Origin of the sequence: Photobacterium lutimaris (assembly GCF_003025555.1) — a bacterium.
Classification (GTDB): Bacteria; Pseudomonadota; Gammaproteobacteria; order Enterobacterales; family Vibrionaceae; genus Photobacterium; species Photobacterium lutimaris.
The window spans coordinates 1,083,641-1,106,019 of the sequence record NZ_PYMH01000001.1; the positions used below are offsets into that span (position 1 = coordinate 1,083,641).

The following is a 22,379-nucleotide window of genomic DNA, read 5'->3' on the forward strand; positions in this document are numbered from 1 at the left end:
TTGACACCAACCGTCAATAATTAGTACGTATTAATAACAATATTATGCATCCATTTTTTATTATCCTTGCTTCGAATTTTGGTCCATCGCCTCTCGTGTCGACGTAATTACTTCATCAAAAAATTGCATGACTTCATCTCTATTTAGCCAATCCGGTTTAAAACGAAATTCACTCCAATTGCTGACCTGCTGCCAGGTATTGTCTAAAGAGGGACCATGAAGGTATAAAATCGCTATCAACAGGCACTGTAATGCACTGATAAATGGATTCTTGGGTGAGAAGACTTTCAACGCCGATCCGAAAGATAATTTTAATCGGCGATTCGCCAAGTCTACGCTGTAAAGTTCATCGAGCGATAAATGTACAATACCACCAAAAAAGATGAAGCCACCTGATAGCCAAGCGGTGATATCGCTGTAACCTAGCAAGAACACTAACCAAACGGTAAAGAGTCCAGACAAAGCAATGAATGCCAGCGAATGGCAACAACCACGATGTACCGTGATTTTTTCTAACGATGATTTAAAATTATAGCGAATAGTTAAATAGCAAAACCCGCTATACACGATAAGCTCGAGCATCGATACCAATTGATAGATATGCCCGACAAAACTGAAGGTGATTAAACCACCGAATAAACGGAAAAGAGTACTCATTGACGTCGAATTGTCGGAATCGATATCCGGCAACAGGCCGCCAATCGTGCCTAGTAGCATTAACCATAATGCAGTGATCGGCACAATGTGCCCTGCTGAGAGCAGAGCAGTAGCCGCCAAACTACTCGTCAGCGCGGCTGTTCCAAGATGTGTATTGAAATTAGCCACTGTAATCACATATACAAGACAGTTCCACCACCCAATTACCGGGCATTATGCCCATATTCAATATTGTAATCTTAGTGCGTAACTGTCATTGTCTCGTTAACTGGATAAATAACCAGTATACTGTTTACAAGGCGATCACTGTACCAAAACACAGTAATTTAATGGTGAAAACTGTTCGCATGATCATTTTTTGGTCGCTTTTAACATCCAGCTGACACGTACTCATGCATCAAAGACCTATATATCAAGCGCTAACTGATAAAACGCCAAATCCAACCAGCGTTCAAATTTATAACCAGCACTTTTTATAATGCCCACTTCTTCAAAACCAAACTTTTGATGTAGCCGTAAACTAGCAATATTTTCCAAATCTATTGCACCGATTAATGAACGATAGCCTTGGCGGGAGGCAAGCACAATAATCGTTTTCATCAATTCCATCGCAACCCCTTTTCCTCTGAATTCACTAGAAACATAAATACTGTGTTCAACGGTAAATTGGAAAGCCGGTTGTTCTCTGAACTTTCCAAAAGAGGCAAAGCCCATTAGTCGGCCGAATTCGTCAAACGCCCCGACGACCGGATAATCACCTGCAGATTTTGCCTCAAACCACAGCGCCATCACTTCCATTGTTCGAGGTTCGTATTCATACAGTGCTGTGGTATTCAAAATGGCATCATTAAAAATATCTAGCATCTCATGGGCATGTTGGTCAAACGCGCAGTATTTAATATGCATTTCACTTCCTATCTTCCAGGTTATTTTGCTCAACCAAGCACCTTGGCGTTATTTGAATACAAAATTACCTATCAAGATCACAAGACGCTAGCTTTTTTTTGTAATCGTCAAATATGTCATTAAACCTTATATGAAAGATCACTAACAAAATAATGCTATGGATAAAGTCGATTCTTGGATACGAAGCCTTGTCGAAGCTGGCCAATCACCTTCAGATATTAGCCATGTAGTGGCCGATATCGGCCGTTCAGTCGGCGCCGATGTCAGTATAATATTTCTCGGCTCCAGCCCCAAAATATCAACAGGCAGCATATTTCATGCTGGCATTGAACAGCAACAGCTTGAATTTTATGGTCGCCACTCACAAAGTGATGAATACCTTCAGTATTATTCAAAACACAAACTACAAGGGAACATGGTTTCGTTGCAAAGCATGCTGCCAAATAACAAGATCAAGGATGAATGGTTTAGAGAAGTGATGGTTCCAACCTTAGCCGTGAAACATTCACTGAGCGGCTATTGCCGTTTGAATAAATCAGAGGTCCAAGTGCTGACTTTCCATCGCTATACCAGCCCTTTCTCACCTGAGAGCCATTCATATTTACAACGGTTTATGGATAAGCTTGTCCCCTGGTCACAGTATTATCTATCTCGCCAAAAGCTCCTTGACCAGTTTGGTTCACAACCCGTACAGCACGGTGATTTGATTCTGCCTCAGATCCTGACTCCGACGGAAAAGCAAGTTATCGAACTGCTTACCCAAGGGTATGATGGCAGTGAAATTACACAGTTAAGGGGGGTGTCAAAAGAAACGACGAAAACCCAGATTAAAAGCATTTTGCATAAGCTCGATTGCAAGCATCAAAATCATCTATTACACAAGCTCTATACTCAAACGCCATAACGTCGTAGCACGGACTCGCACTGGCGTAAAATTTGGCTTGCTAACCCTTTTTTTTCAATTATATAGTGATGGTTTTCACCTGCAGGTACAAACATTCTTTGCTTAATTAGGTATACTATTAGCCATTATCCAAAAGCATTACGGATCAAACGATGGAAGCCGAACAGCTGGAAATTCTCAATTTTATCAGCCAATACCCTCCTTTTAAGGTACTCCCGGAAGAGTCAGTAAAAGAAATCGCCCATAGCATTGAAGTGGCATATTACCGTGCCGACACGATGATCCTGAACTTCGGTGACGAAATTCATGACCTCTATATCATCAGAAGCGGTGCTGTAGAGATATACCGGCGTAAGGGAGAGCTGTATAACCGAATTGATGAAGGTGATTTGTTCGGTCAAATGGGGCTGTTGATGAACAACAGAGTCAGGATGCCGGCCCGAGCCATCGAAGATACTCTGGTGTATTGTATTCCTGAGGACATCTTCAACAAGTTGTGTGATGAACACGATACCTTTGCTGATTTCGTTGAGCTAGAAGATAGTGCCAGGCTACGTAACGTCGTCTCTACCCAAGCGAAAGAAAACGATCTCACCACGTCCAAGGTTCGCACCCTGCTCACCCGTGACCCTGTCACTACAAGTCGTGACGAAAGCATTCAAACTGCCGCAATCACCATGGCGGAAGAAAACATTTCGGCAATGCTCATTGTTGAACCCAGCGATAATGATGACGATGATGATTATGACCCGTTGGTCGGCATCATCACTGATCGCGATCTTTGCGCTCGAGTCATCGCCAAGGGATTAGATACCTCAGCACCAGTTTCCGAAGTCATGAGTACAGAGTTAATTTCGCTTGATTACAATGCGTATGTCTTTGAAGCCATGTTAACCATGCTTCGCTACAACGTGCACCATCTGCCGGTATTAAGAAACAAGCACCCAATTGGCATCATTGGCTTAACCGACATCGTGCGTTATGAATCACAGAACAGCCTGTTATTGGTGAGTACTATTTTCCAGCAACAAACTGTTGAAGAGTTGCAGATCGTCTCCGAAGAAGTTAAAAACTGTTTCGTGCGCATGGTTAATGAAGACGCGAATGCCCACATGATTGGCAGTGCTCTTTCGGTCATTGGCCGCAGTTTCAAGCAACGCCTAGCCGAATTAGCACAGGAAGAGCTTGGCCCGGCCCCAATCCCATTCTGCCTAATGGCAATGGGCTCGATGGCAAGGGACGAGCAATTGATTGTGACTGACCAAGATAATGCCTTGATCCTCGATGATAGCTACGATGAAGCCCTGCATGGCGAATACTTTGCGAAGTTCGCAAAGTTCGTTTGTGACGGCCTTGCCGCATGTGGTTACAGCTACTGTACCGGCGATATCATGGCGACCAATCCTGAGTGGCGAAAAACACGCTCACAATGGGAAGAATGTTTTGCCGATTGGATAGACAACCCTAAACCGCAAGCCCTGCTTAACAGCTCGATCTTCTTTGATTTGTCCGGAGTATGTGGTCGCGAGAAATGGGCAGAGCAGCTCAACAGTTTCGTTGTTCGGCGAGCACGTAAAAACAACCGCTTCTTGGCGTGTTTGGCCCGTAATGCAATCAGTCGAACCCCCCCTTTGGGTTTCTTCAAAGATTTCGTTATGGAAAAAGACGGCAGGCACAACAACTCTATCAACCTAAAGCGGCGAGGCACTGCCCCGCTGGCAGACCTGATCCGTGTTCATGCCCTTGCTGTCGGCTCTCGCTCGCAAAACTCATTCGAACGATTGGATGATGTAATAGAAGCAGGTATTTTACCTAAAGGCCGTGGACAGGATTTACGCGATGCCATGGAGCTGATCTACATGGTTCGTATCCGTCACCAGGCTTTGGATATTGAAGCGGGGATTGAAGCCGATAACAGTATCGAGCCAGAAAACATGTCTGACTTTGAGCGCCGTAACCTTAAGGCAGCATTCCAAATTCTGAGTAATGCTCAGAACTTCATTAAATTCCGTTACCAAGGTAACCGTCGGTGATAAGCAGTATGACAGTTAACAAACCCAAACCACACCGACAACTACTGAATACACGCAGTACACCGGATTGGCCAACGTTTTTCCAGACTCTTCTCGACAAGACTCGAGATGAAAGACTTAAAAACTTCTACTCTACGCCGATGATAAGTGGTGATACACCGCTTAGCGAAGTGCCCTTCGTCGCACTAGATTTCGAAACAACGGGGCTTGATCCCAAGAAAGACGAAATCATCAGTATTGGTCTCGTGCCATTCACTCTACAACGAATCCGATGTCGAGAATCTGCAGAATGGATGGTAAATCCTCATCGACCTCTAAACGAGGAATCGGTGATCATCCACGGTATTACCGACTCCGATGTAGAAAATGCCCCTGACCTTCTGAAAGTCTTAGAACGGGTGCTCAATGCCCTGGCCGGTAAAATTGTGGTGGTCCATTATCAAAAAATCGAACGTGAGTTTATGAATCAAGCTCTAATCAGCCGATTAGAAGAAGGCATACACTTCCCGGTCGTCGATACCATGGCAATAGAGATGGCAGTTCAACAGCGTTATAACGGTGGGCTCATCAATCGATTAAAAGGCAACCGACCAGGTTCAGTGAGGCTTGCGCGCTCGAGACAGCGTTACAGTCTTCCAGATTACGCCCCTCATCATGCAGTGACCGATGCCCTCGCCACAGCGGAGTTACTGCAAGCACAGATTGCCTATCACTTCACACCAGATACGCCTATTTCTGAAATCTGGCTATAACTTATTTCCCAATATCAAGCTATAAAAAAACGCCGTCATGTTGACGGCGTTTTTGTTTGAGCGAGAAACGTATTTATTTCTGATACTTCTCAGTGGTGAAGCCCATGATGAGGCTGACACACATTAGCAATAGAATGAATACGAACGGTAGTGCGGTTGAAATTGCACCCGCTTGAAGTGCTTCGATAGCTTCAGTACCACCCACGTAAAGTAGAACAGCAGCAACAGCACCCTCGATAAATGCCCAGAAGACGCGCTGTGGCATTGGTGAATCAATCTTACCACCAGCTGTGATGTTATCGATAACTAGCGAACCAGAATCCGAAGAGGTGATAAAGAACACCATAACCAAAATAATCGCGGTCACAGACAGCAAGTTGCTTAACGGCAAAGATTCAAACATTTCAAACATCGCCAGCGGCACTGAAGTCAGGCCGTTCTCACCAAGAATACCGATGCCGTTAATTACTTGATCAATGGCTTGTCCACCAAAAACTGACATCCACAGTGTCGTCACCAACGTAGGTACAATGAGTACGGCAACCATAAACTCACGGACAGTACGCCCCTTTGAGATTCGCGCAATAAACATGCCTACAAATGGAGACCAAGAAACCCACCAAGCCCAGTAGAAAACAGTCCAGCCATGCAACCATGCTTCATCTTCTCGGCCATGAGGGTTACTCAATGCAAAGAAGTTTTTCGCATAACCCGCAACGGTTGTCGGTACCGTACCCATTGAAATGGCGAAACCAGCAAGAGTAACAAATACCAACAATGCCAATGCGATAAGCATGTTGATATTACTTAGCAGCTTCACACCACCATCGATACCACGAGCAACAGAAATCACCGCAAGCAAGGTGACAATCGCGATAACAGCGATTTGCAGGCCAATACCACCAGAGATACCAAACACGTGCTCAATACCACTTGCAGCTTGCTGTGCACCTAAGCCAAGGGATGTTGCCAGACCAAACAAAGTGGCGATTACCGCGAAGATATCAATGACGTGACCAGGCCAGCCCCAAACACGATCACCAAGAATTGGGTAGAAGATAGAGCGAATCGATAGAGGTAGGCCTTTGTTGTAGGCAAAAAATGCCAGAGACAATGCTACAACACCATAAATAGCCCAAGGGTGCAGGCCCCAGTGATACATCGTTGCGCCCAAAGCAAGCTCAACGGCAGCCGGTGTATTCGGGTCAACATTAAGAGGAGTGCCATACCAGCCAGTGTAATAGGCCACAGGCTCAGCAACACTCCAGAACATCAAACCAATACCCATACCGGCAGCAAATAGCATCGCTAGCCATGACATACGCGAATAATCAGTTTCCGCGTCTTGACCACCGATACGGATTTTACCGAATGGAGAGAAGATAAGCCCCAGGCAAAAGATAACAAAAATATTGCCCGCCCAAAGGAACAAAGCATCAAAGTTGTTGATGATGCCGTTTTTAACGCCATCCAAAGCCGCTTTCGCTGACGTTGGATCACTAACGAGTACCGCAATGATGAATAGAACGATTAAGCCAGCACTTGTCCCGAATACAGGGTTATGGACATCAAACCCCCATTTCTGGATGTTATCCTGCCCTACCGTATAATCCGTATTATCTATGCTGTATCTATCAACTTTTTTCATTGTATTTCCCTAAACTGCACCGAAGCCATTCGGAAGCATTATCTGACCTATCAGTAAGATTAGCCTGATAGGCCAGATAATGTTTCAGTAAAGCCGCGCCGCAAAATAGTTAGCCCTGTAAATAATTAGATGATGTATAGATCAAACCATTTCCCCCCATAGAGTGTCAAGTTTTGCAATAAATCAATGGCTAAAGCACAAATTTTAGCCATAAAATGTCAGTTTTATGCTCACCGAAAGCATATTGTAACAAGCGATTTACTTTGTGAACTAACCATTATCGTGCCTTCATAAAGCATTTGCTTTGTCAGCCCGGCATGGCAATTGTAGATTATGGGTATTTCAAATACCGATTGATTGTCACTGGGGTTGTACCGAAGCGCTGTAAACAACATTGTGAAATCAATTGCGCTATTAACGCAAAAAGCGGCCCTGAGGCCGCTTTATACAATGTGCGTTGAGTCTGTATTAGATAAACAGCAGATAAGCGAGGAACATGGCAGCCAGAGAATAAATCACCGGGTGAACGTCTTTGCCTTTACCAGCAACAACCATAGAGAACGCATAGCTCACAAAGCCCATCGCCATACCGTTTGCCGGTGAGAAAGAAAGAACGGTAAACATAATAGTAAAGAAGGACGCGATTCTAACTTCAATAACATCCCAGCGTATTTTCGCGATTCGTCCAATCATGTAAATACCAACCACAACCATTGCTGGTGCAACCATGGCTGCGGAGAAAACGGAGAAGATTGGGTAGAAGAATAGTGAAGCAAAGAATAGGCCTGCAGCGACAACGGCACTCAAGCCGGTTTTCGCACCTTGAGACGAGGCAATACCTGACTCAGAGAATGCCGTTACCGAAGTTGTACCTAACACCGCACCAACGACCGTACCACCAGCATCAGCAACTAGCGCAGATTTTGCATTAGGCACTTTACCGTCTTTATCAATAATGCCCGCATCACGCCCTACTCCAACAATGGTGCTGAGACCATCAAAAAAGTCGACAATCAAGAAAACCAACACAACAAACACCAAATCAAATAGCTTTTCAGGTGTAAAGCCGGAAAAGTTGAATATTTGCCCAAACGTCGGTGCAATACTCGGCGGCAGAGAAACAAGCGAGTCAGGAATTGGGGCATTATTCGTTCCCATCACCACATCGGCAACCACGGTAAGTACGATAGCTGAAATGAAGGCAAAGAAGGTTGCAAGCTTGATGTTACGGATCATACAAGCCAGAGCGATGAAAATAGAGATGTAGGCAATCGCAACTTGTGGGTCACGGACATCACCAAGGCTAACGAGGATGATGGGATTAGAAACGATAATCCCGGCATTTTTCAGTCCAAGAAACGCAATAAACAAGCCAAGAGATACCGATATAGCCAGTTTAAGATCTTCAGGAATCGCTTCAATCAAACTTTTACGGATTGAAGTCATGCTAAGCATCAGGTAAATAATACCGGAAATGAAGATACCCAGTAGTGCCTCGTGCCAGACCAAAGCAATTGAACCGCTTAACAATAGGCCTTTGAAGAAGCCGTTCATACTCATACCCGGTGCTAGCATAACAGGGTAATTCCCCCAGATGCCCATCACCAGTGTTGCCAGACCAGATGCAATCGCGGTTGCTGTGAAAAGCGCACCCTTATCCATCCCAGGGATATCCCCTAAAATAGCGGGGTTAACTGCGAGGATGTAGCTCATCGCCAAAAAGGTAATAAAACCGGCATACATTTCTGTCGAAACAGTTGTCTTTCGCTCAGAAAGCTTAAATATCTTATCCAAATTCACAACAAATCCCTAAGGGTAAAAAGCAAAGGAAAGATATTATTAAATAGATACTTAGAGTAAGACACCTGAACCAAGGTGTATAACTAGCCGGCTACAGATACATTGTAGTTTCAGAAATAGGTCCTGAAGTAGAAACTTTTGGTCCGTCTCACCAAAAATATACAATTTAATAATTCTTGGGCGCGGATTTTAATGATCTAAGTTTCGAATTCAATGTTGTAATTTAAAATAAACGGCCAAAGACACATTTTGAAACAATTAAGAGCAAACGTTTGCGCCAAAGTCAAATAACCCCCTCCGTAGCGTAAAGTTACTTTCACCAAAGTTAAACATTTTGATCACAATCAATCGCTAGCATACAGCCAACAAAATGCATAACAGCCTTACAATGCGATAATAAAAAGGAAGCAATAAATGACCGTCAAGACGGATTATTCTCAACGAGCAGAACCAGAATTTAATCAAATCATCGAAAAAGGCCTGAATCGCCGCCAGTTTCTAAAAGCCACTTCAGCTGCAAGTACTGTTGCATTTTTCGGGGCCTCCCCGCTTTCTAGTGCCATTGCTGCACCAAAAGACAGCAAAGACCTGATTGGCTTTGAAGCAATTCCAGCCTCAACCGAAGATAAAGTGATTGTGGCAAAGGGCTATCAAGCAGATGTACTTATCTCTTGGGGTGATCCTTTATTCAGAGATGCTCCCGCCTTTAGCCAAAATGCAGATAGCAAAGCGCAAGCTCGCCAGTTTGGTGACAATAACGATGGCATGACCTTCTTCCAGATCAGCGATGATCGTGCTGTCCTGTCAGTCAATAATGAATACACCAACCATGAGTACCTGTTTGCCCATCAGGGTAAAGACATGTCTGCGGATGATGTGCTCAAGTCTCAGAATGCCCACGGCATCTCTGTCGTTGAATTGAAAAAGGTAAACGGCAAGTGGGAAGTCAATCTTGATGGGCGTTTAAACCGCCGCATCACAGCCAACACCGACATGGAGTTAACCGGCCCTGCCGCTGGTGATGACCAACTAAAAACGGCTGCGGATCCTAAAGGTACCAAAGTTCTTGGCACCTTCAACAACTGTGCAAATGGCGAAACGCCATGGGGCACTTACCTGACCTGCGAAGAAAACTTTAATGGTTTATTCGGCTCTAAAGAGCAACCCGCTTTAAACAGCAACTATACCCGTTACGGTATTAATACCAAGGGTGCAGGCTACGGTTGGCACACGCACGACGATCGTTTTGATTTGGCGAAAAACCCTAACGAACCTCATCGCCATGGCTGGGTCGTTGAGATCGACCCGATGAACCCGAACTCAACACCGAAAAAGCGTACTGCCCTTGGACGCTTCAAACATGAAAATGCGGCGTTAACCGTCAACAACGACGGCTATGTGGTGGTTTACTTGGGTGATGACGAGCGTGGCGAGCACCTCTACCGCTTTGTCTCTAAAAATAAATACGATGCCAACAATCCAAGTGCCAACCGTGACCTACTTGATGAAGGCACCCTGTACGTTGCCAAGTTCAACGCCAAAGACGGCGAGCTAAAAGGTAGCGGTGAATGGGTTGAACTGACGTTTGGTAAAAACGGGCTCACCAAAGAGAATGGCTTTAACAGCCAGGCAGAGGTCCTGATCTTTGCCCGCAAGGCGGCAACGCAAGTCGGTGCAACCACCATGGACCGTCCTGAATGGGTCGCAGTAAATCCAAAAAACCAACATGTATTCTGCACCTTGACCAACAACAAGTACCGTGGTGTTAAAGCGAATCAACCGGTTGACGCGGTAAACCCGCGACAAAAGAACCCGTATGGCCACATTGTACGCTGGATGCCATCCGGCAACGATCACACCTCAAGCAACTTCGACTGGGATCTGTACCTCATTGCAGGGAACCCGACTGTGCATGAAGGCCTGATGGCAGGTAGCGAGAATATAAATGCCGACAATATGTTCAACAGTCCTGATGGCATTGGCTTCGATAACGCCGGCCGCTTGTGGATCCAAACCGACGGAAAATATTCGAATACAGGGGATTTTGCCGGCATGGGTAACAACCAAATGCTGTGTGGTGACCCTGAAAGTGGTGAAGTACGCCGCTTCCTGACCGGGCCTATCGCTTGTGAAATTACCGGCCTGACGTTCAGTCCAGATCAGAAAACCATGTTCATCGGCGTCCAGCATCCAGGTGAAGATTTAGCGCCTTCTCACTTTCCTGATGGCGGTAACACTATCCCACGCTCTTCTGTCATTCGAATCACACGTACTGATGGCGGCATTATCGGCGCGGCTTAATATAAAAAGAACCATAACTCACTAGTTCTTATTAGCGGATCGTCAGATCCGCTTTTTTTCACTAACGGCTATCAGGTTAAGGCAGACCTTTACTCGCCTGCTCGATGATCTGCCTTTTATCAGCATTGACATAGTTACCAAATCGAGACAAAAGAATGTGTAGCTTAGGGGCAATTTGACCTTCGCAGAACGGCCGCTCAGGATGGTTGAAATAATACCCCTGTTTATCGTCCTCACAGGAAACAAACGACATCGCCTCCTCAACGCCTGTTACCAACGGCTCAGCGAAATCCTCTTGATGACGCGCTATCGCTTCAAGTACAACAGGCCTCTGTGACTCGGTATAGGTGTATATTGCAGATGGATAACGGCGACGGAGTGGGTGGTTTGAGGTCGCGTGATGAGTATGAAGGTGGGCGCCGACCAAAACGTGTACAGGGATAGTAAGCGGATCGTATTCAACCAGAACGGCCTCATAGCGATCTTTACCATTACCCGCACTCATCCAGCCTTGCTCGGCTGATATCACACCATCAAGGGATTGAAACACAGCTTCCATGCACCAATAACAACTCCCCGAAAAACCGAGCTGCAGTGTTTTCATCATATTGGCGATTCACCTTCAGTCTGTTTCACAAACGAAGTTTAGCTGCGGCAATGCCTTGTTCATAGCCCTTTTGTAATTTATGACTTTCGGTTGTGACTCGCCCAACCTCAAACTCTCTCGGCGGTACGATAACATTTATACGGCAGTCTTCAGGTGGGTTATCAATAAAATCAATGGCCTGATTATACGTTTCGGCACGTTTCATCATAGCCTCGGCCAAGCCAGGGCTATCGTTTAGAAGCTTTCTTACTAACCACTGACTTTTCGGTGCACTTTTTCGGTAACCCTGCGGGCGTGAAAGTACCACGGTGATGTCTCTCGCCCCCATCTCATAAGCTTTAATGACAGGGATGGAGTCAGCCACACCACCATCGGTCATGTGGAAACCATCAATTTCAGGATAGTAACGATAAGCTAAAGGAACAGCACAAGATGCTTTTAATAACTGATTAAGGTTTTGCTCTGTCGCCTCAATATAATGCGCCTCTCCAGTCGTCACATTGGTTGTGACCACAAATAAAGGGATCGGTTGCTGTTCGAGCTCCCAGCCATCGATAGGTATTTCATCAATCGTGATATCCCACAGCCAATCAAGGTCTAGCCAGTGACCACCACGGATAAACCTCATCAAGTCGATGAACTGCTTGCGACATGAATAATCAGTTATCACCCGGTGTGAGCGACCGGGCTGGTTTGCCAACCATGCTGCGAGATTGGTTGAACCTGCCGATACACCAATACAGAAATCAAATGGACGATACCCAATATCAAGGAAGTGATCAAGCACACCTGCGGCAAAAATACCGCGCATCGCCCCGCCCTCAACGACTAATGCCGACTTAGTCCCAACTGTTCCTTCAATGATCATACTATCTAAAACTCCGTTTTTTTAGATAGTTTAGGATAAAGACTCTAAACAAAAACTGAAGCCAAGCAACCCTTTGCTTTCGATCGGTTTTTTTTGCTTAAAATTGGATCTCTGCCAAATTAAATCGGCTCATTGGGTTTTTATATTCCGCGTTATCTGGCCGATAGAAAGATGGTGGCATACGGTTTTCATAACCCAGCTTGTGGAGCTTTTGCAATTCACTACGTGACAGGATCACGTATTCCAAATGTTTATCTAAAAGCTTCCCTATCGCGTCTACCGTCAATTCATCATCGCGAACTAATGTTTTGATCTTCCCCGTAAGTACGGATAACGGAAGGACCAGTTCTTTAATGGTCTCTTTGCGCGCCGAGCATGCTTTCGCTTTAAGGGACCCCTTGGCAAAGGCGAATAGCTGCTGCCAATCCGGTTTTCCTTGGCGAGTTACAAGATTATGTCGATAACAGTAGTATGCTTCAAAGTACTGCCCCAGGGAGTAATAACGTTCGCTGTGTGCTTCTAGGTAGATATGCTGCAACTCGAGGTTGGCATTAAATTCATTCATTTTCGACATACTGCTTTGATTTCCCACTGCTCTTTTTCAAGGCCAGACTAATACTCTGGTTATTTTAAACACGAACCGCGATGACAACGTATTTAAGCTTAGAAGATCGCAGACCTTACTTGTTTTGCTCATTAAATCCAACGAAATCCGGCCCTAGCATGAAATTTTTGTCCGAGTAGCGAGGTCTACATGTTAAACGTCATCTTTGGTAAAGGAATATTCAATGCTCATTAAGAAACCCTCACCGCTATCACTGAGTGAGAACGAGGCCACACCAGAAGCTATCTACAAGCAACGACGCACGATTTTAAAAGCATTGGGTATTACTGCGGCAAGCTTACCCTTTGCACAAAGCGCCCAAGCCGGCCTTTTTGATGGCTTTGGTAAGAAAGAGGTACCTGTCGACAAACGCCGGGTACTCGCTTCACGCCCGTCGTCCTACTCTAACAAGGCGTTATCACTGACCCCTGAAGACAAGGTGCTGCAATACAACAACTTCTATGAGTTTGGGACTGACAAGTCAGATCCTGCTGAAAGAGCCCAAAATTTCAAAACCAATCCTTGGGATATTGAAATCGGCGGCTTGGTCAATACCCCTATCACGCTGGGCTACGAAGATCTCTTCAACGCATTCCCTATTGAGGAGCGCATTTACCGCCTGCGCTGTGTCGAAGCGTGGTCAATGAACATTCCCTGGCTGGGTTTTCCACTCGCCTCACTACTTAGGAAAGCAGCACCACTCAGTAATGCCAAGTACGTCGCCTTCGAAACGCTCTACGATCCACAACAAATGCCCGGACAAGCCTCTAGACGTTTAGGTGGCGGTATCGATTACCCCTATGTAGAAGGTATCCGGTTGGATGAAGCCATGCACCCACTGACGCTCATGTCAGTCGGCCTATATGGCAAGACACTGGCCCCACAAAACGGTGCACCGATACGACTAGTCGTGCCGTGGAAGTATGGTTTCAAAAGTATTAAGTCGGTGGTCAAAATAACCCTGACCGACAAACAGCCACCAACTACATGGAATATTCTGGCACCGAACGAATATGGTTTTTACGCCAATGTGAACCCAAGCGTGGACCACCCACGCTGGAGCCAATCGAGTGAACGTTTTATTGGTGAAGGCAGTATTTTTAGCAGCCGCCGTGAACCAACCAAGCCATTTAACGGTTATGAGGCGCAAGTGGCCTCACTGTATAAAGGGTTGGATCTCAAACGTAATTTCTAAGTGACACTGAATCACTATTAAATATTGGGCAGGAGAACAACATGCCATTACAAATGACGACTCAATGGCGATTACAGATAACGCCACGCCAAGTGTTTTGGCTTAAGGTATTGATACACGGCGTGTCACTACTCTTTATCGCGCAACTGGTATACCTGACATTAAGTGGCGGCTTTGGCGCAGATCCCGTCCAGGGGATCAGTCATTTCACAGGCAAGTCAGCATTAAACACCCTATTGCTCACTCTGTGTATCTCGCCCCTCGCCAAGCTATTGAAAGCCGGCATGCTTGTCCGAGTTCGTCGGTTACTGGGCTTGTACTGCTTCTTCTGGGCCGTACTTCACCTTGCCGGCTATGTGGCACTTGACTTAAATTTCAACGGGTCATTGGTGCTCGAGGAAATTGCAAGCAGGCCATACCTCACTGTCGGTGCAGTGAGTTGGGTGATTTTATTCGCCCTTGCGGTCACCTCAACTCAAGGCCTTCAACGCCGTATGGGCAAACATTGGCAAAAGTTACATCGATGGGTATATCTTGCCACCCTGCTAGCACCGATTCACTATATTTGGTCGGTTAAGTCAGGGCTCATCGAACCCATTATCTACATTGGTATCTCAATCGGACTCTTAGCTTTTCGCTATAAAACACTGGCTAGAGGGATTACGGCTCGATTTAATCTACTTCGTGTTAAATAAGTCACTGTTTTGCACACACTAAATTGCTGATATTAGATGCTGTTCGCTAATTTTCTGATACGATATAAAAATCTACGTCCAAACCGGACTTTTAGACTGGAGAAATAGGTTTCCCACTCCAGTCTTGCAGTGAGCTAGTGGGGCAACCTTGTTTTCTGAACAACAAATTTCTGAATACCTTTCAACAAGCATTGAGCAGTTTCAGCACGACTGCTCAAAGCTGTGCGCGCAGCACTATCCGACAGTCCATAACCGCGGCATGCGTGAAAACCACCTTGGCATGGCACTGTGTCGCAGGATAATGGCAACACTGCAACAAGCTGAACTCGACGCTCACTTTTCACAGCACAAAAACGACGAACAGATATCTCAGCCTGTTTTTATTATCGACACAACGGATTTTTCCATCGCTGTTGTAGCTCACCGTTTGCTTAGCGCCAACAAAGCCTGCCGACTGGGACTGATTAGAACCATCGCAAATGTAAGAACGACGCTTGCACCGTCAAAGCCAACTTACATCGTGGTTGTTGCCGATCATTGGTTTGATCGCAGTAAGGCCAGTAAAGAAATTCCTGCTTGGTGGTTGGGGCAGATGCCTGAAAAGGTCGAAGAATATATCACTGATGGTATCAAGCTACTCGATTCCGCTGACAATGTCGCGGAGCAGCTACTTCATCATCATCAAATATCCCATGGTGAATACCATCTTCATCATCCGCTAAAACGTGAAACGAACAATAAGATAGTCCATAAATACCTCTTATTGAGTGCCTTTATCCCTTTGCATAAGTAGTAAATCATGTCTTCAGTTTCACACCTATCACTTAAGGAAGACTCGATCGGTCGCCTTTTCTTGCGTTATACCATTCCTACTATTGCTGCCATGCTGGTAACGGGGATCTACGTGGCCATTGACGGCATGTTTGTCGGTCATTTCATCGGCGAGAATGGCCTTGCTGGTATTATGCTTGGCTACCCTATCGGTTCAATCCTGTATGCTGTTGGTGCCATGGTCGGCATGGGAGCCTCTGCGCTGGTGTCGATAAAATTGGGTGAAGGGAATGAACAGCAAGCGAAGCATATTGTTGGCAATGCCCTCTCACTCTGTGTCGTGATATCGCTTATTGCCTGTACAATCGGTGTACTTTACGGTGAAGACCTACTGCGCTGGCTGGGCGCGGAAGGGGAAATACTACAGATGGCGTCAGACTATCTGTTTTGGTACTTCACCCTCGGGGCATTCCCAATCATCTCGATGGCTTTCTCGGCCCTACTACGAAATGACGGACAACCCAAGCGTGTCACCCTGATCATGATCCTTGGCGGCGTGTTGAATGTCGTCTTAGATTGGTTATTTATTGTGGTTATTCCATGGGAGCTCGCGGGAGCAGCAATCGCCACCATGCTGTCACAGCTTGCTACAGCCCTACTCTGCCTTCAGCACTTTTTCTCAGATAGGAGCCAACTACGTATCACTTGGCAAACACTTCGTTTGCGATGGCACGATGTTGGCCAGATTTGCCAGCTTGGTTTTTCAAGCCTGTTAATGTACCTCTATTTGTCTGTAGTCCTCACCCTGCACAACAAAGCCTTTCTGTGGGTCGGCAAACCCATCCATGTTGCGGCATACGGTATTGTTAGTTACACCGAGGCTTTCTTCTACCTTATTTTTGAAGGGATCGCATTGGGGATCCAACCTATCACCAGTTACAATACTGGGGCAGGAAGACACGACCGGGTTATCGCCGTCAGAAATCTTGCCTTTGCCACGACGCTTGGGTTTGCACTGCTCGGTGTGACTTTTATTTACAGCCAACCTGATTGGCTAGTGTACGCTTTTGCCGGAGATAACCCTGCTCTGCACCCTGTCGCGATTAACGGTATCCAGCACTACTTCTGGGGCTTACCTATGGAAGGTATGTTGCTGGTGGGAGCGACCTATTTCCAATCTATCAACCGCGCTCGCGAGGCCTCAATGTTATCAGGCGGCAAGCTGATCCTGATCAGCCTGTTCATTTTTGGTCTCGCCAAGCTGTTGGGTGTCGACGGTGTTTGGATAGCCCTACCGCTATGCAGTAGCGTGCTAACAATATGGATGCTTCACACACTGCGCAAGCAACATATGAAACACCAATAAATACTCGAACTGGGGCGAAGCAAACGTTTCGCTCCTCCATTTAGCTGCTTTATTATGCATTTTGTAAGTGGCCTCAGACTAATAGAGTGACCATGCTCACAGATTGTAATCAGAGTATACAATACTGATTTTCAATACATTGCTATTAGGTATTATCTGCGCAACTTCATTGATGCCTGGTGATAATCATGTTCAAAAAAACGCTTGTAGCTGTTTCTCTTGCTGCCGTTACTCTTGCTAGTGCAACTAGCGTAGCTGCTGAAAATGTCGACTTACTCATCAAAAACGCCACTGTCCTCACCATGGACGAAGACAAAAACGTTTATGAAAATGGCCTTGTTGCTGTTAAAGAAAATAAAATTGTCGCAGTAACCGATGGTAGCGATCTTAAAGAGTTTGAGGCGAAGACAGTTATTGACGCTGATGGCGATATTGTCATGCCGGGCCTTATCAACACCCACACCCACGTGTCCATGACGGTCTTCCGCTCTCTTGCGGATGATGTACCAGATCGTCTACACCGCTATATCTTCCCGCTAGAGAAAAAGCTGGTTTCTCGTGACATGGTACGTATCGGTGCTCAGCTAGGTAACGTTGAAATGATTAAAGGTGGCGTAACCACCTATGCTGACATGTACTACTTCGAAGATGAAGTCGCAAAAACGGTTGATGAAATCGGTATGCGCGCCATTTTGGGTGAAACGGTTATCAAATTCCCAGTAGCATCTGCAGCTAACGCTGATGAAGGCATCAAATATGCCGTTAACTTCATCGAGGAATACAAAGATCACCCTCGCATCACGCCGGCATTTGCCCCGCATGCGCCATACACCAACACCACTGAAACACTGCAGAAAATCACTGAGCTATCGAAGAAATACGATGTGCCTGTAATGATCCACCTTGCAGAATCGGATCGTGAAGATCAGGTCATTGCTGAGCGTAGTGGCGGTCTATCACCTGTTGAATACATGGCCGATATCGGTGCCCTAACACCAAACCTTATCGGCGCACACGTCATCAACGTTAGTGACAGCGACATTGAATTGCTGAAAAAGCATGATGTAGGCGTTGCCCACAACATGAGCGCGAACATCAAATCAGCCAAAGGTGTTTCTCCGGCAATGAAAATGCAGGAAGAAGGCTTACGCATCGGTCTAGGCACTGATGGTCCAATGTCTGGTAACACCATCTCTACCATGGATGAGTTTAACCAAGTTGCTAAAGTCCATAAGCTAGTAAACAAAGACCGCGCAGCAATGCCACCAATGAAAGTCATTGAGATGGCAACCATCGGTGCAGCACGTGCCCTTCATATGGAAGATACCATCGGTTCTCTTGAAGTGGGTAAATTGGCTGATATCATCGTTGTTGATACCAAAGCGCCTAACATGGTGCCCGTTTACAACCCTTATTCTGCACTGGTTTACTCGGCCTATGCCGCAAACGTAAAACACACCGTTGTCGATGGCAAAATCTTGATGAAAGATCGTACTATGACCACCGTTGACGAAGATAAGATCCGTGAAGAAGCGCTTGAGTTCGCGGATAAAGTCCGCAAGACCGTTATCGAAAGTGGCGAAGTAGTTCAGTAAGCCTTATCGTCAATGCTCTTGATTCTTCAAAACACCGCCTTCTTTGGGGCGGTGTTTTTTATTATGTGTACCCAAGCGATTTAAAGATGCAGGTTATAATTTCAATCATCAAATTTCATCGTTTTCATTAAACTTATTACCTAGCGCTATTGGATATATCTCTTTAGGATTCAGACCCTATTCAATCACTTATTCCAAGTAAAATAAGTAATCCCTACGGTGCGAGAGACAATGTTCAAGGCTAGAGACAGGTTTCAGAAAATCACAGTGTGTACCCAGCATGATCTTGATTGTGCTTTACGAGAATTGATGGATGTTGAAATTCATCTGCAAGGTGAAGTATTTCAAATTTCAGCAGACAATCTTTGTAGCGTGACGCTTGTTGGTAGTAATAAGTACCAGACAACCCTGCTGCTCAACGGTGAGCCTGAACTCTCTGCCCGTATTGGTAACGACAGCCTTGTTCAACAGTTTTATGTGTCTGATTTTGCCAATACTGTGTTTACCAATGTCACACTATCAGCCACCGAGGCAACAGAGCTTTTGTTTGAGTCTGCCGCGAATATTGATGCCAATGAAAATATCATCTACGACGAGTCCAAACTCGACGTGCTATCACTCAATTGTAGCGGTATGAATAAAGAGCATGAGGCGTTACAAAAAGTCTGGGAGCCCCAATTCCATGCGCTAGCAGCAAGTTAACCTTGCCAGAAATTAACAAGCTAAGCGGTGCTATTAGTCACTCACAAATGAAGAAATAATGGCACCGCTTTGAGTTTTTTTACAATCAAATCGACAGTGCCATTTGCTTGATCACACCGGCAGCGGATCGTCTGCTATGCTGGCTCGTTATTGCCAAGCTTCGCAATTTGCGAATATCGGCCACTAGCATACGAATGTGATTTCTTTTCTGTATTCGGTGTAACCGCTCAGCCGGAAACGTAAACTCGCTCCGCTCTTTCAATGATCGACATAACTTGCGCTCAAAGATAGCCAACAATTCTGTTGGTGTGTAACGGGAGAGGTCTGCGCCCAGCACGATATTAAAAGACACTGTTTCTAAATACGTACCTTTCATATTGGCCTCCAGAGAAACAATCTAGCAGGGTGTTGTGTATGCCCTCGTTGTTTCTGATAATCTGAGTTCGCAATATTCAATGCAATTAACAGGCCAAGCTAAGATGTCGTCAGTCTATTCGACGGTCGGTAGAAAACGCAAAGAAGGATTAATGAGATTTGAATTGGCACAAATATAGAGCTCGAACTGTTTCAAGCTCTATATGTATTAGCAAGGGAGGATCAGAGCGAGCTACTAAACGTAGTAAACTTCAACTGTGCCTTTAAGAGTGATCAGAATTGGCTGGCCACGACGATCCAATGCTTTTGGTGAAGGGATTTTAACCCAACCTTCACTGATGCAGTACTCTTCTACATCGGTACGCTCTTTGCCATTTAGACGAATACCAATTTGGTGCTCAAAACACTCAGCCACATGGTGTGGGCTACGAGGGTTGCACGCTAGATGATCTGGCAAAGCTGGTTTAGAGTTAGAATCGCTCATGTTTATGACCTGATATAAATAAAAAGTGCGTCATTGTAGACAATGCTAGCTTGGTGCTCAAGAAGCATGAGTACCAATCGACGCGGAATATGCCAAATACTGTCCCAAGCACCAAGATGATTCTCTGCTGCATTTGAAGATCTGGCCTTCCCTTCCTATGGTTTAGTTTACAACTTAAGTTTGTCCCATTTACTGCGCTCATACGTAGAAGTTACTGAGGCTACTCGGATTCACAGTTTAAAAGTGAGCCCAAAAGATACAAGGTTATGAATCAGCAGGAAAAAACACAGACGAATAACATTGCTATCGAGTAGAGGGTATACCACTTAGATCACATGAGGAATCATGTAATGGGTAAATATGTTTCAACGGTGTCCTTGCTTTGTTTTCTTAGTGCCTCAGGCACATCAACTTTCGCAACTGCCGATGACCGCTTTAAAATTGGCGAGCAGAAAGCCAAGGTCTGCATGACCTGCCATGGGGTGAATGGTATTTCCAGTATTGAATCCTACCCTAACCTTCGAGGCCAAAAAATGGCTTACCTCATAACCTCACTCAAAAGCTATCAAACGCGTGAGCGCTCTGGCGGACTCGCTGTTCTTATGCAGCAGCAAGCTGATGCGCTCAGCGAGCAAGACATCTCTGACATCGCCTACTACTATTCAAAGCTCGGCTCTGAAGATGCCAATTAATAAGGAGAATGCCAATGGATACGACTTCTCCAAATTACAGCGTCAAAGTCGTTCAATACTTTGTGATTGCGTCACTCATTTGGGCCGTTGCCGGGATGATCATCGGTGTTATTTTAGCTGCGCAGCTTTATTGGCCTGTACTTAATCTTGACTCTGAGTACTTTCAATTTGGCAGATTGAGGCCCCTTCACACCTCGGGCGTCATTTACGGCTTTGTCGTTAACATCCTTATGGGGACTTCACTGTATATCGCCCAGCGCACCGGAAAATGTGAACTATACAACAAAAGCTTGGCTTGGATGGTATTTTGGGGGTGGCAACTGGTGCTGCTGTTGGCACTCATCACCTTGCCGCTCGGCTACACTACCTCCAAAGAGTATGCTGAGCTTGAGTGGCCAATCGACATACTGATTGTCTTGGTTTGGGTACTTTATGCTGTGTTATTTTTTGGCACTCTCGCCAAACGTAACGTTTCTCATATTTTTGTCGCCAACTGGTTTTTTGGGGCTTTCATCATTGTCATTGCGATGATTTTTATCGTTAACAATTTAGCGATGCCCGCCTCCTTGATGAAATCATACTCAGTGTTTGCCGGCGCTCAAGATGCTATTGTGCAATGGTGGTGGGGGCACAATGCAGTCGGTTTCTTACTAACGGCTGGGGTGATTGGAATGAATTACTATTTTATTCCAAAGGTCTCTGAACGCCCCATTTATTCTTACCGTTTATCTATCATTCACTTCTGGGGGTTGGTTGGTTTTTATACCTGGGCAGGTACCCACCACCTTATATACTCTTCAGTGCCTGTCTGGGTGCAGAATATTGGCATCGTGATGTCGCTGATCCTGTGGCTTCCCTCATGGGGCGGCGCATTTAACAGCGCAATGACCCTACTGCAAAATAAAGAAAAGCTTAAAACTGATTACATTATGTTGTTCTTCTTTTCTGCCATCCTCTACTACTGCCTGGCGACTTTCGAAGGGCCATTACTTGCCATACGTTGGTTCAATATGGTGGCCCATAATACAGAATGGGTCATCGGCCACGTTCACTCAGGCGCTCTTGGCTGGGTGGGAATGTCGGGTATTGCGGTCTTTTATTACTTTATTCCGAGGCTCTGGGGTAAAACAGATCTGTGGTCGCCGCGTTTAATAAAATGGCACTTTTGGCTTGCCCATGCTGGTGTTGCCATTTATGCCATTGCCTTATGGGTTGCTGGCATTGGTGAAGGCTACATGTGGCTCTCTCAGAGCGACAACGGAGAGCTAATCTATAGCTTCGTTGAGGCGATGAACTTTAAAGCGCCGTGGTTATTCCTCCGTTTCTTTGGCGGTGCATTGTTTGTTCTAGGTCTGCTACTCATGACGGTTAACCTCTATAAGACAGTCAGAATGCCATCGGCTCTCGTCACGAAGGAGGCATGA

21 protein-coding genes and 1 riboswitch are annotated in these 22,379 nt (G+C 45.7%); of the genes, 12 read left to right on the forward strand and 9 right to left on the reverse strand.

What is annotated here, in order from left to right; all coding sequences use genetic code 11:
* Window positions 1-60 precede the first annotated feature (60 nt).
* Window positions 61-825 (reverse strand): metal-dependent hydrolase, encoded by a 765-nt coding sequence (locus C9I99_RS04680; protein ID WP_107347652.1) that lies wholly within the window; start codon window positions 823-825, stop codon window positions 61-63.
* A gap of 237 nt (window positions 826-1,062) precedes the next feature.
* On the reverse strand, window positions 1,063-1,563 hold the full coding sequence (locus tag C9I99_RS04685; RefSeq protein WP_107347653.1) for a GNAT family N-acetyltransferase: 501 nt from the start codon (window positions 1,561-1,563) through the stop codon (window positions 1,063-1,065).
* A gap of 157 nt (window positions 1,564-1,720) precedes the next feature.
* On the opposite strand from C9I99_RS04685, the gene C9I99_RS04690 reads away from it, so the two are divergent.
* The 3 genes from C9I99_RS04690 to C9I99_RS04700 all read left to right on the forward strand — a co-directional run bounded on the left by C9I99_RS04690 (window position 1,721) and on the right by C9I99_RS04700 (window position 5,252).
* A complete protein-coding gene (locus tag C9I99_RS04690) occupies window positions 1,721-2,467 on the forward strand; it encodes a helix-turn-helix transcriptional regulator (RefSeq protein ID WP_107347654.1) in 747 nt (248 codons plus the stop codon).
* Window positions 2,468-2,619: 152 nt separating this feature from the next.
* Window positions 2,620-4,500, forward strand: coding sequence for a DUF294 nucleotidyltransferase-like domain-containing protein (locus tag C9I99_RS04695; protein WP_107347655.1), 1,881 nt, complete (start codon window positions 2,620-2,622; stop codon window positions 4,498-4,500).
* Window positions 4,501-4,508: 8 nt separating this feature from the next.
* Window positions 4,509-5,252, forward strand: a complete 744-nt coding sequence (locus tag C9I99_RS04700) for a 3'-5' exonuclease (protein ID WP_107347868.1) — start codon at window positions 4,509-4,511, stop codon at window positions 5,250-5,252.
* Between the two features lie 73 nt (window positions 5,253-5,325).
* Here the strand turns inward: C9I99_RS04700 and C9I99_RS04705 are convergent, their stop codons facing one another.
* Both C9I99_RS04705 and C9I99_RS04710 read right to left on the reverse strand, forming a co-directional pair.
* On the reverse strand, window positions 5,326-6,900 hold the full coding sequence (locus C9I99_RS04705) for a BCCT family transporter (RefSeq protein ID WP_107347656.1): 1,575 nt from the start codon (window positions 6,898-6,900) through the stop codon (window positions 5,326-5,328).
* Window positions 6,901-7,368: 468 nt separating this feature from the next.
* Complete coding sequence (locus C9I99_RS04710; protein WP_243734605.1) at window positions 7,369-8,700, reverse strand: NCS2 family permease; 1,332 nt, start codon at window positions 8,698-8,700, stop codon at window positions 7,369-7,371.
* An 85-nt stretch (window positions 8,701-8,785) separates the two neighbouring features.
* Window positions 8,786-8,885, reverse strand: a riboswitch (purine riboswitch).
* A 229-nt stretch (window positions 8,886-9,114) separates the two neighbouring features.
* Between C9I99_RS04710 and C9I99_RS04715 the strand changes: the two genes are divergently transcribed.
* Entirely contained in the window at window positions 9,115-11,001 is a 1,887-nt protein-coding gene (locus tag C9I99_RS04715) for a PhoX family protein (RefSeq protein ID WP_107347657.1), read from the forward strand.
* A 76-nt stretch (window positions 11,002-11,077) separates the two neighbouring features.
* On the opposite strand, the gene C9I99_RS04720 is transcribed toward C9I99_RS04715, so the two are convergent.
* From C9I99_RS04720 to C9I99_RS04730, 3 genes are all read right to left on the reverse strand, one after another.
* A complete protein-coding gene (locus C9I99_RS04720) occupies window positions 11,078-11,608 on the reverse strand; it encodes a peptide-methionine (S)-S-oxide reductase (RefSeq protein ID WP_107347658.1) in 531 nt (176 codons plus the stop codon).
* A gap of 25 nt (window positions 11,609-11,633) precedes the next feature.
* A complete protein-coding gene (locus C9I99_RS04725; protein ID WP_107347659.1) occupies window positions 11,634-12,476 on the reverse strand; it encodes a patatin-like phospholipase family protein in 843 nt (280 codons plus the stop codon).
* A gap of 97 nt (window positions 12,477-12,573) precedes the next feature.
* A complete protein-coding gene (locus tag C9I99_RS04730; protein WP_107347660.1) occupies window positions 12,574-13,050 on the reverse strand; it encodes a hypothetical protein in 477 nt (158 codons plus the stop codon).
* Between the two features lie 214 nt (window positions 13,051-13,264).
* Here C9I99_RS04730 and msrP point away from each other — a divergent pair, with 214 nt between their 5' ends.
* From msrP to C9I99_RS04760, 6 genes are all read left to right on the forward strand, one after another.
* Entirely contained in the window at window positions 13,265-14,275 is a 1,011-nt protein-coding gene (msrP, locus tag C9I99_RS04735; protein WP_107347661.1) for a protein-methionine-sulfoxide reductase catalytic subunit MsrP, read from the forward strand.
* A gap of 41 nt (window positions 14,276-14,316) precedes the next feature.
* Complete coding sequence (msrQ, locus tag C9I99_RS04740; protein ID WP_243734604.1) at window positions 14,317-14,970, forward strand: protein-methionine-sulfoxide reductase heme-binding subunit MsrQ; 654 nt, start codon at window positions 14,317-14,319, stop codon at window positions 14,968-14,970.
* A 148-nt stretch (window positions 14,971-15,118) separates the two neighbouring features.
* Window positions 15,119-15,763 carry a hypothetical protein gene (locus C9I99_RS04745; RefSeq protein WP_243734593.1) on the forward strand — a complete coding sequence of 215 codons (645 nt, stop codon included), beginning with the start codon at window positions 15,119-15,121 and terminating at the stop codon, window positions 15,761-15,763.
* Between the two features lie 6 nt (window positions 15,764-15,769).
* A complete protein-coding gene (locus tag C9I99_RS04750; protein WP_107347662.1) occupies window positions 15,770-17,107 on the forward strand; it encodes an MATE family efflux transporter in 1,338 nt (445 codons plus the stop codon).
* 185 nt (window positions 17,108-17,292) lie between these two features.
* Window positions 17,293-18,702: an amidohydrolase gene (locus C9I99_RS04755; RefSeq protein ID WP_208113418.1), complete on the forward strand. Its 1,410-nt coding sequence runs from the start codon at window positions 17,293-17,295 to the stop codon at window positions 18,700-18,702.
* A gap of 231 nt (window positions 18,703-18,933) precedes the next feature.
* Window positions 18,934-19,404 (forward strand): hypothetical protein, encoded by a 471-nt coding sequence (locus C9I99_RS04760; RefSeq protein ID WP_107347664.1) that lies wholly within the window; start codon window positions 18,934-18,936, stop codon window positions 19,402-19,404.
* Between the two features lie 85 nt (window positions 19,405-19,489).
* On the opposite strand, the gene C9I99_RS04765 is transcribed toward C9I99_RS04760, so the two are convergent.
* Both C9I99_RS04765 and C9I99_RS04770 read right to left on the reverse strand, forming a co-directional pair.
* A complete protein-coding gene (locus C9I99_RS04765) occupies window positions 19,490-19,780 on the reverse strand; it encodes a hypothetical protein (protein ID WP_107347665.1) in 291 nt (96 codons plus the stop codon).
* Between the two features lie 234 nt (window positions 19,781-20,014).
* Window positions 20,015-20,263, reverse strand: a complete 249-nt coding sequence (locus C9I99_RS04770) for a DUF3297 family protein (protein WP_107347666.1) — start codon at window positions 20,261-20,263, stop codon at window positions 20,015-20,017.
* Window positions 20,264-20,613: 350 nt separating this feature from the next.
* Between C9I99_RS04770 and C9I99_RS04775 the strand changes: the two genes are divergently transcribed.
* Both C9I99_RS04775 and ccoN read left to right on the forward strand, forming a co-directional pair.
* Window positions 20,614-20,955 carry a c-type cytochrome gene (locus tag C9I99_RS04775; protein ID WP_107347667.1) on the forward strand — a complete coding sequence of 114 codons (342 nt, stop codon included), beginning with the start codon at window positions 20,614-20,616 and terminating at the stop codon, window positions 20,953-20,955.
* A 14-nt stretch (window positions 20,956-20,969) separates the two neighbouring features.
* Window positions 20,970-22,379, forward strand: a complete 1,410-nt coding sequence (ccoN, locus tag C9I99_RS04780; RefSeq protein ID WP_107347668.1) for a cytochrome-c oxidase, cbb3-type subunit I — start codon at window positions 20,970-20,972, stop codon at window positions 22,377-22,379.

Excerpts from the sequence above, each read along its gene's own strand:
- C9I99_RS04685 (WP_107347653.1), bottom strand. The coding sequence starts at position 1,563 with ATGCATATTAAATACTGCGCGTTTGACCAACATGCCCATGAGATGCTA.
- C9I99_RS04690 (WP_107347654.1), top strand. The coding sequence starts at position 1,721 with ATGGATAAAGTCGATTCTTGGATACGAAGCCTTGTCGAAGCTGGCCAA.
- C9I99_RS04695 (WP_107347655.1), top strand. The coding sequence starts at position 2,620 with ATGGAAGCCGAACAGCTGGAAATTCTCAATTTTATCAGCCAATACCCT.
- C9I99_RS04700 (WP_107347868.1), top strand. The coding sequence starts at position 4,509 with ATGACAGTTAACAAACCCAAACCACACCGACAACTACTGAATACACGC.
- C9I99_RS04705 (WP_107347656.1), bottom strand. The coding sequence starts at position 6,900 with ATGAAAAAAGTTGATAGATACAGCATAGATAATACGGATTATACGGTA.
- C9I99_RS04715 (WP_107347657.1), top strand. The coding sequence starts at position 9,115 with ATGACCGTCAAGACGGATTATTCTCAACGAGCAGAACCAGAATTTAAT.
- C9I99_RS04720 (WP_107347658.1), bottom strand. The coding sequence starts at position 11,608 with ATGATGAAAACACTGCAGCTCGGTTTTTCGGGGAGTTGTTATTGGTGC.
- C9I99_RS04725 (WP_107347659.1), bottom strand. The coding sequence starts at position 12,476 with ATGATCATTGAAGGAACAGTTGGGACTAAGTCGGCATTAGTCGTTGAG.
- C9I99_RS04730 (WP_107347660.1), bottom strand. The coding sequence starts at position 13,050 with ATGTCGAAAATGAATGAATTTAATGCCAACCTCGAGTTGCAGCATATC.
- msrP (WP_107347661.1), top strand. The coding sequence starts at position 13,265 with ATGCTCATTAAGAAACCCTCACCGCTATCACTGAGTGAGAACGAGGCC.
- msrQ (WP_243734604.1), top strand. The coding sequence starts at position 14,317 with ATGCCATTACAAATGACGACTCAATGGCGATTACAGATAACGCCACGC.
- C9I99_RS04750 (WP_107347662.1), top strand. The coding sequence starts at position 15,770 with ATGTCTTCAGTTTCACACCTATCACTTAAGGAAGACTCGATCGGTCGC.
- C9I99_RS04760 (WP_107347664.1), top strand. The coding sequence starts at position 18,934 with ATGTTCAAGGCTAGAGACAGGTTTCAGAAAATCACAGTGTGTACCCAG.
- C9I99_RS04765 (WP_107347665.1), bottom strand. The coding sequence starts at position 19,780 with ATGAAAGGTACGTATTTAGAAACAGTGTCTTTTAATATCGTGCTGGGC.
- C9I99_RS04770 (WP_107347666.1), bottom strand. The coding sequence starts at position 20,263 with ATGAGCGATTCTAACTCTAAACCAGCTTTGCCAGATCATCTAGCGTGC.
- C9I99_RS04775 (WP_107347667.1), top strand. The coding sequence starts at position 20,614 with ATGGGTAAATATGTTTCAACGGTGTCCTTGCTTTGTTTTCTTAGTGCC.
- ccoN (WP_107347668.1), top strand. The coding sequence starts at position 20,970 with ATGGATACGACTTCTCCAAATTACAGCGTCAAAGTCGTTCAATACTTT.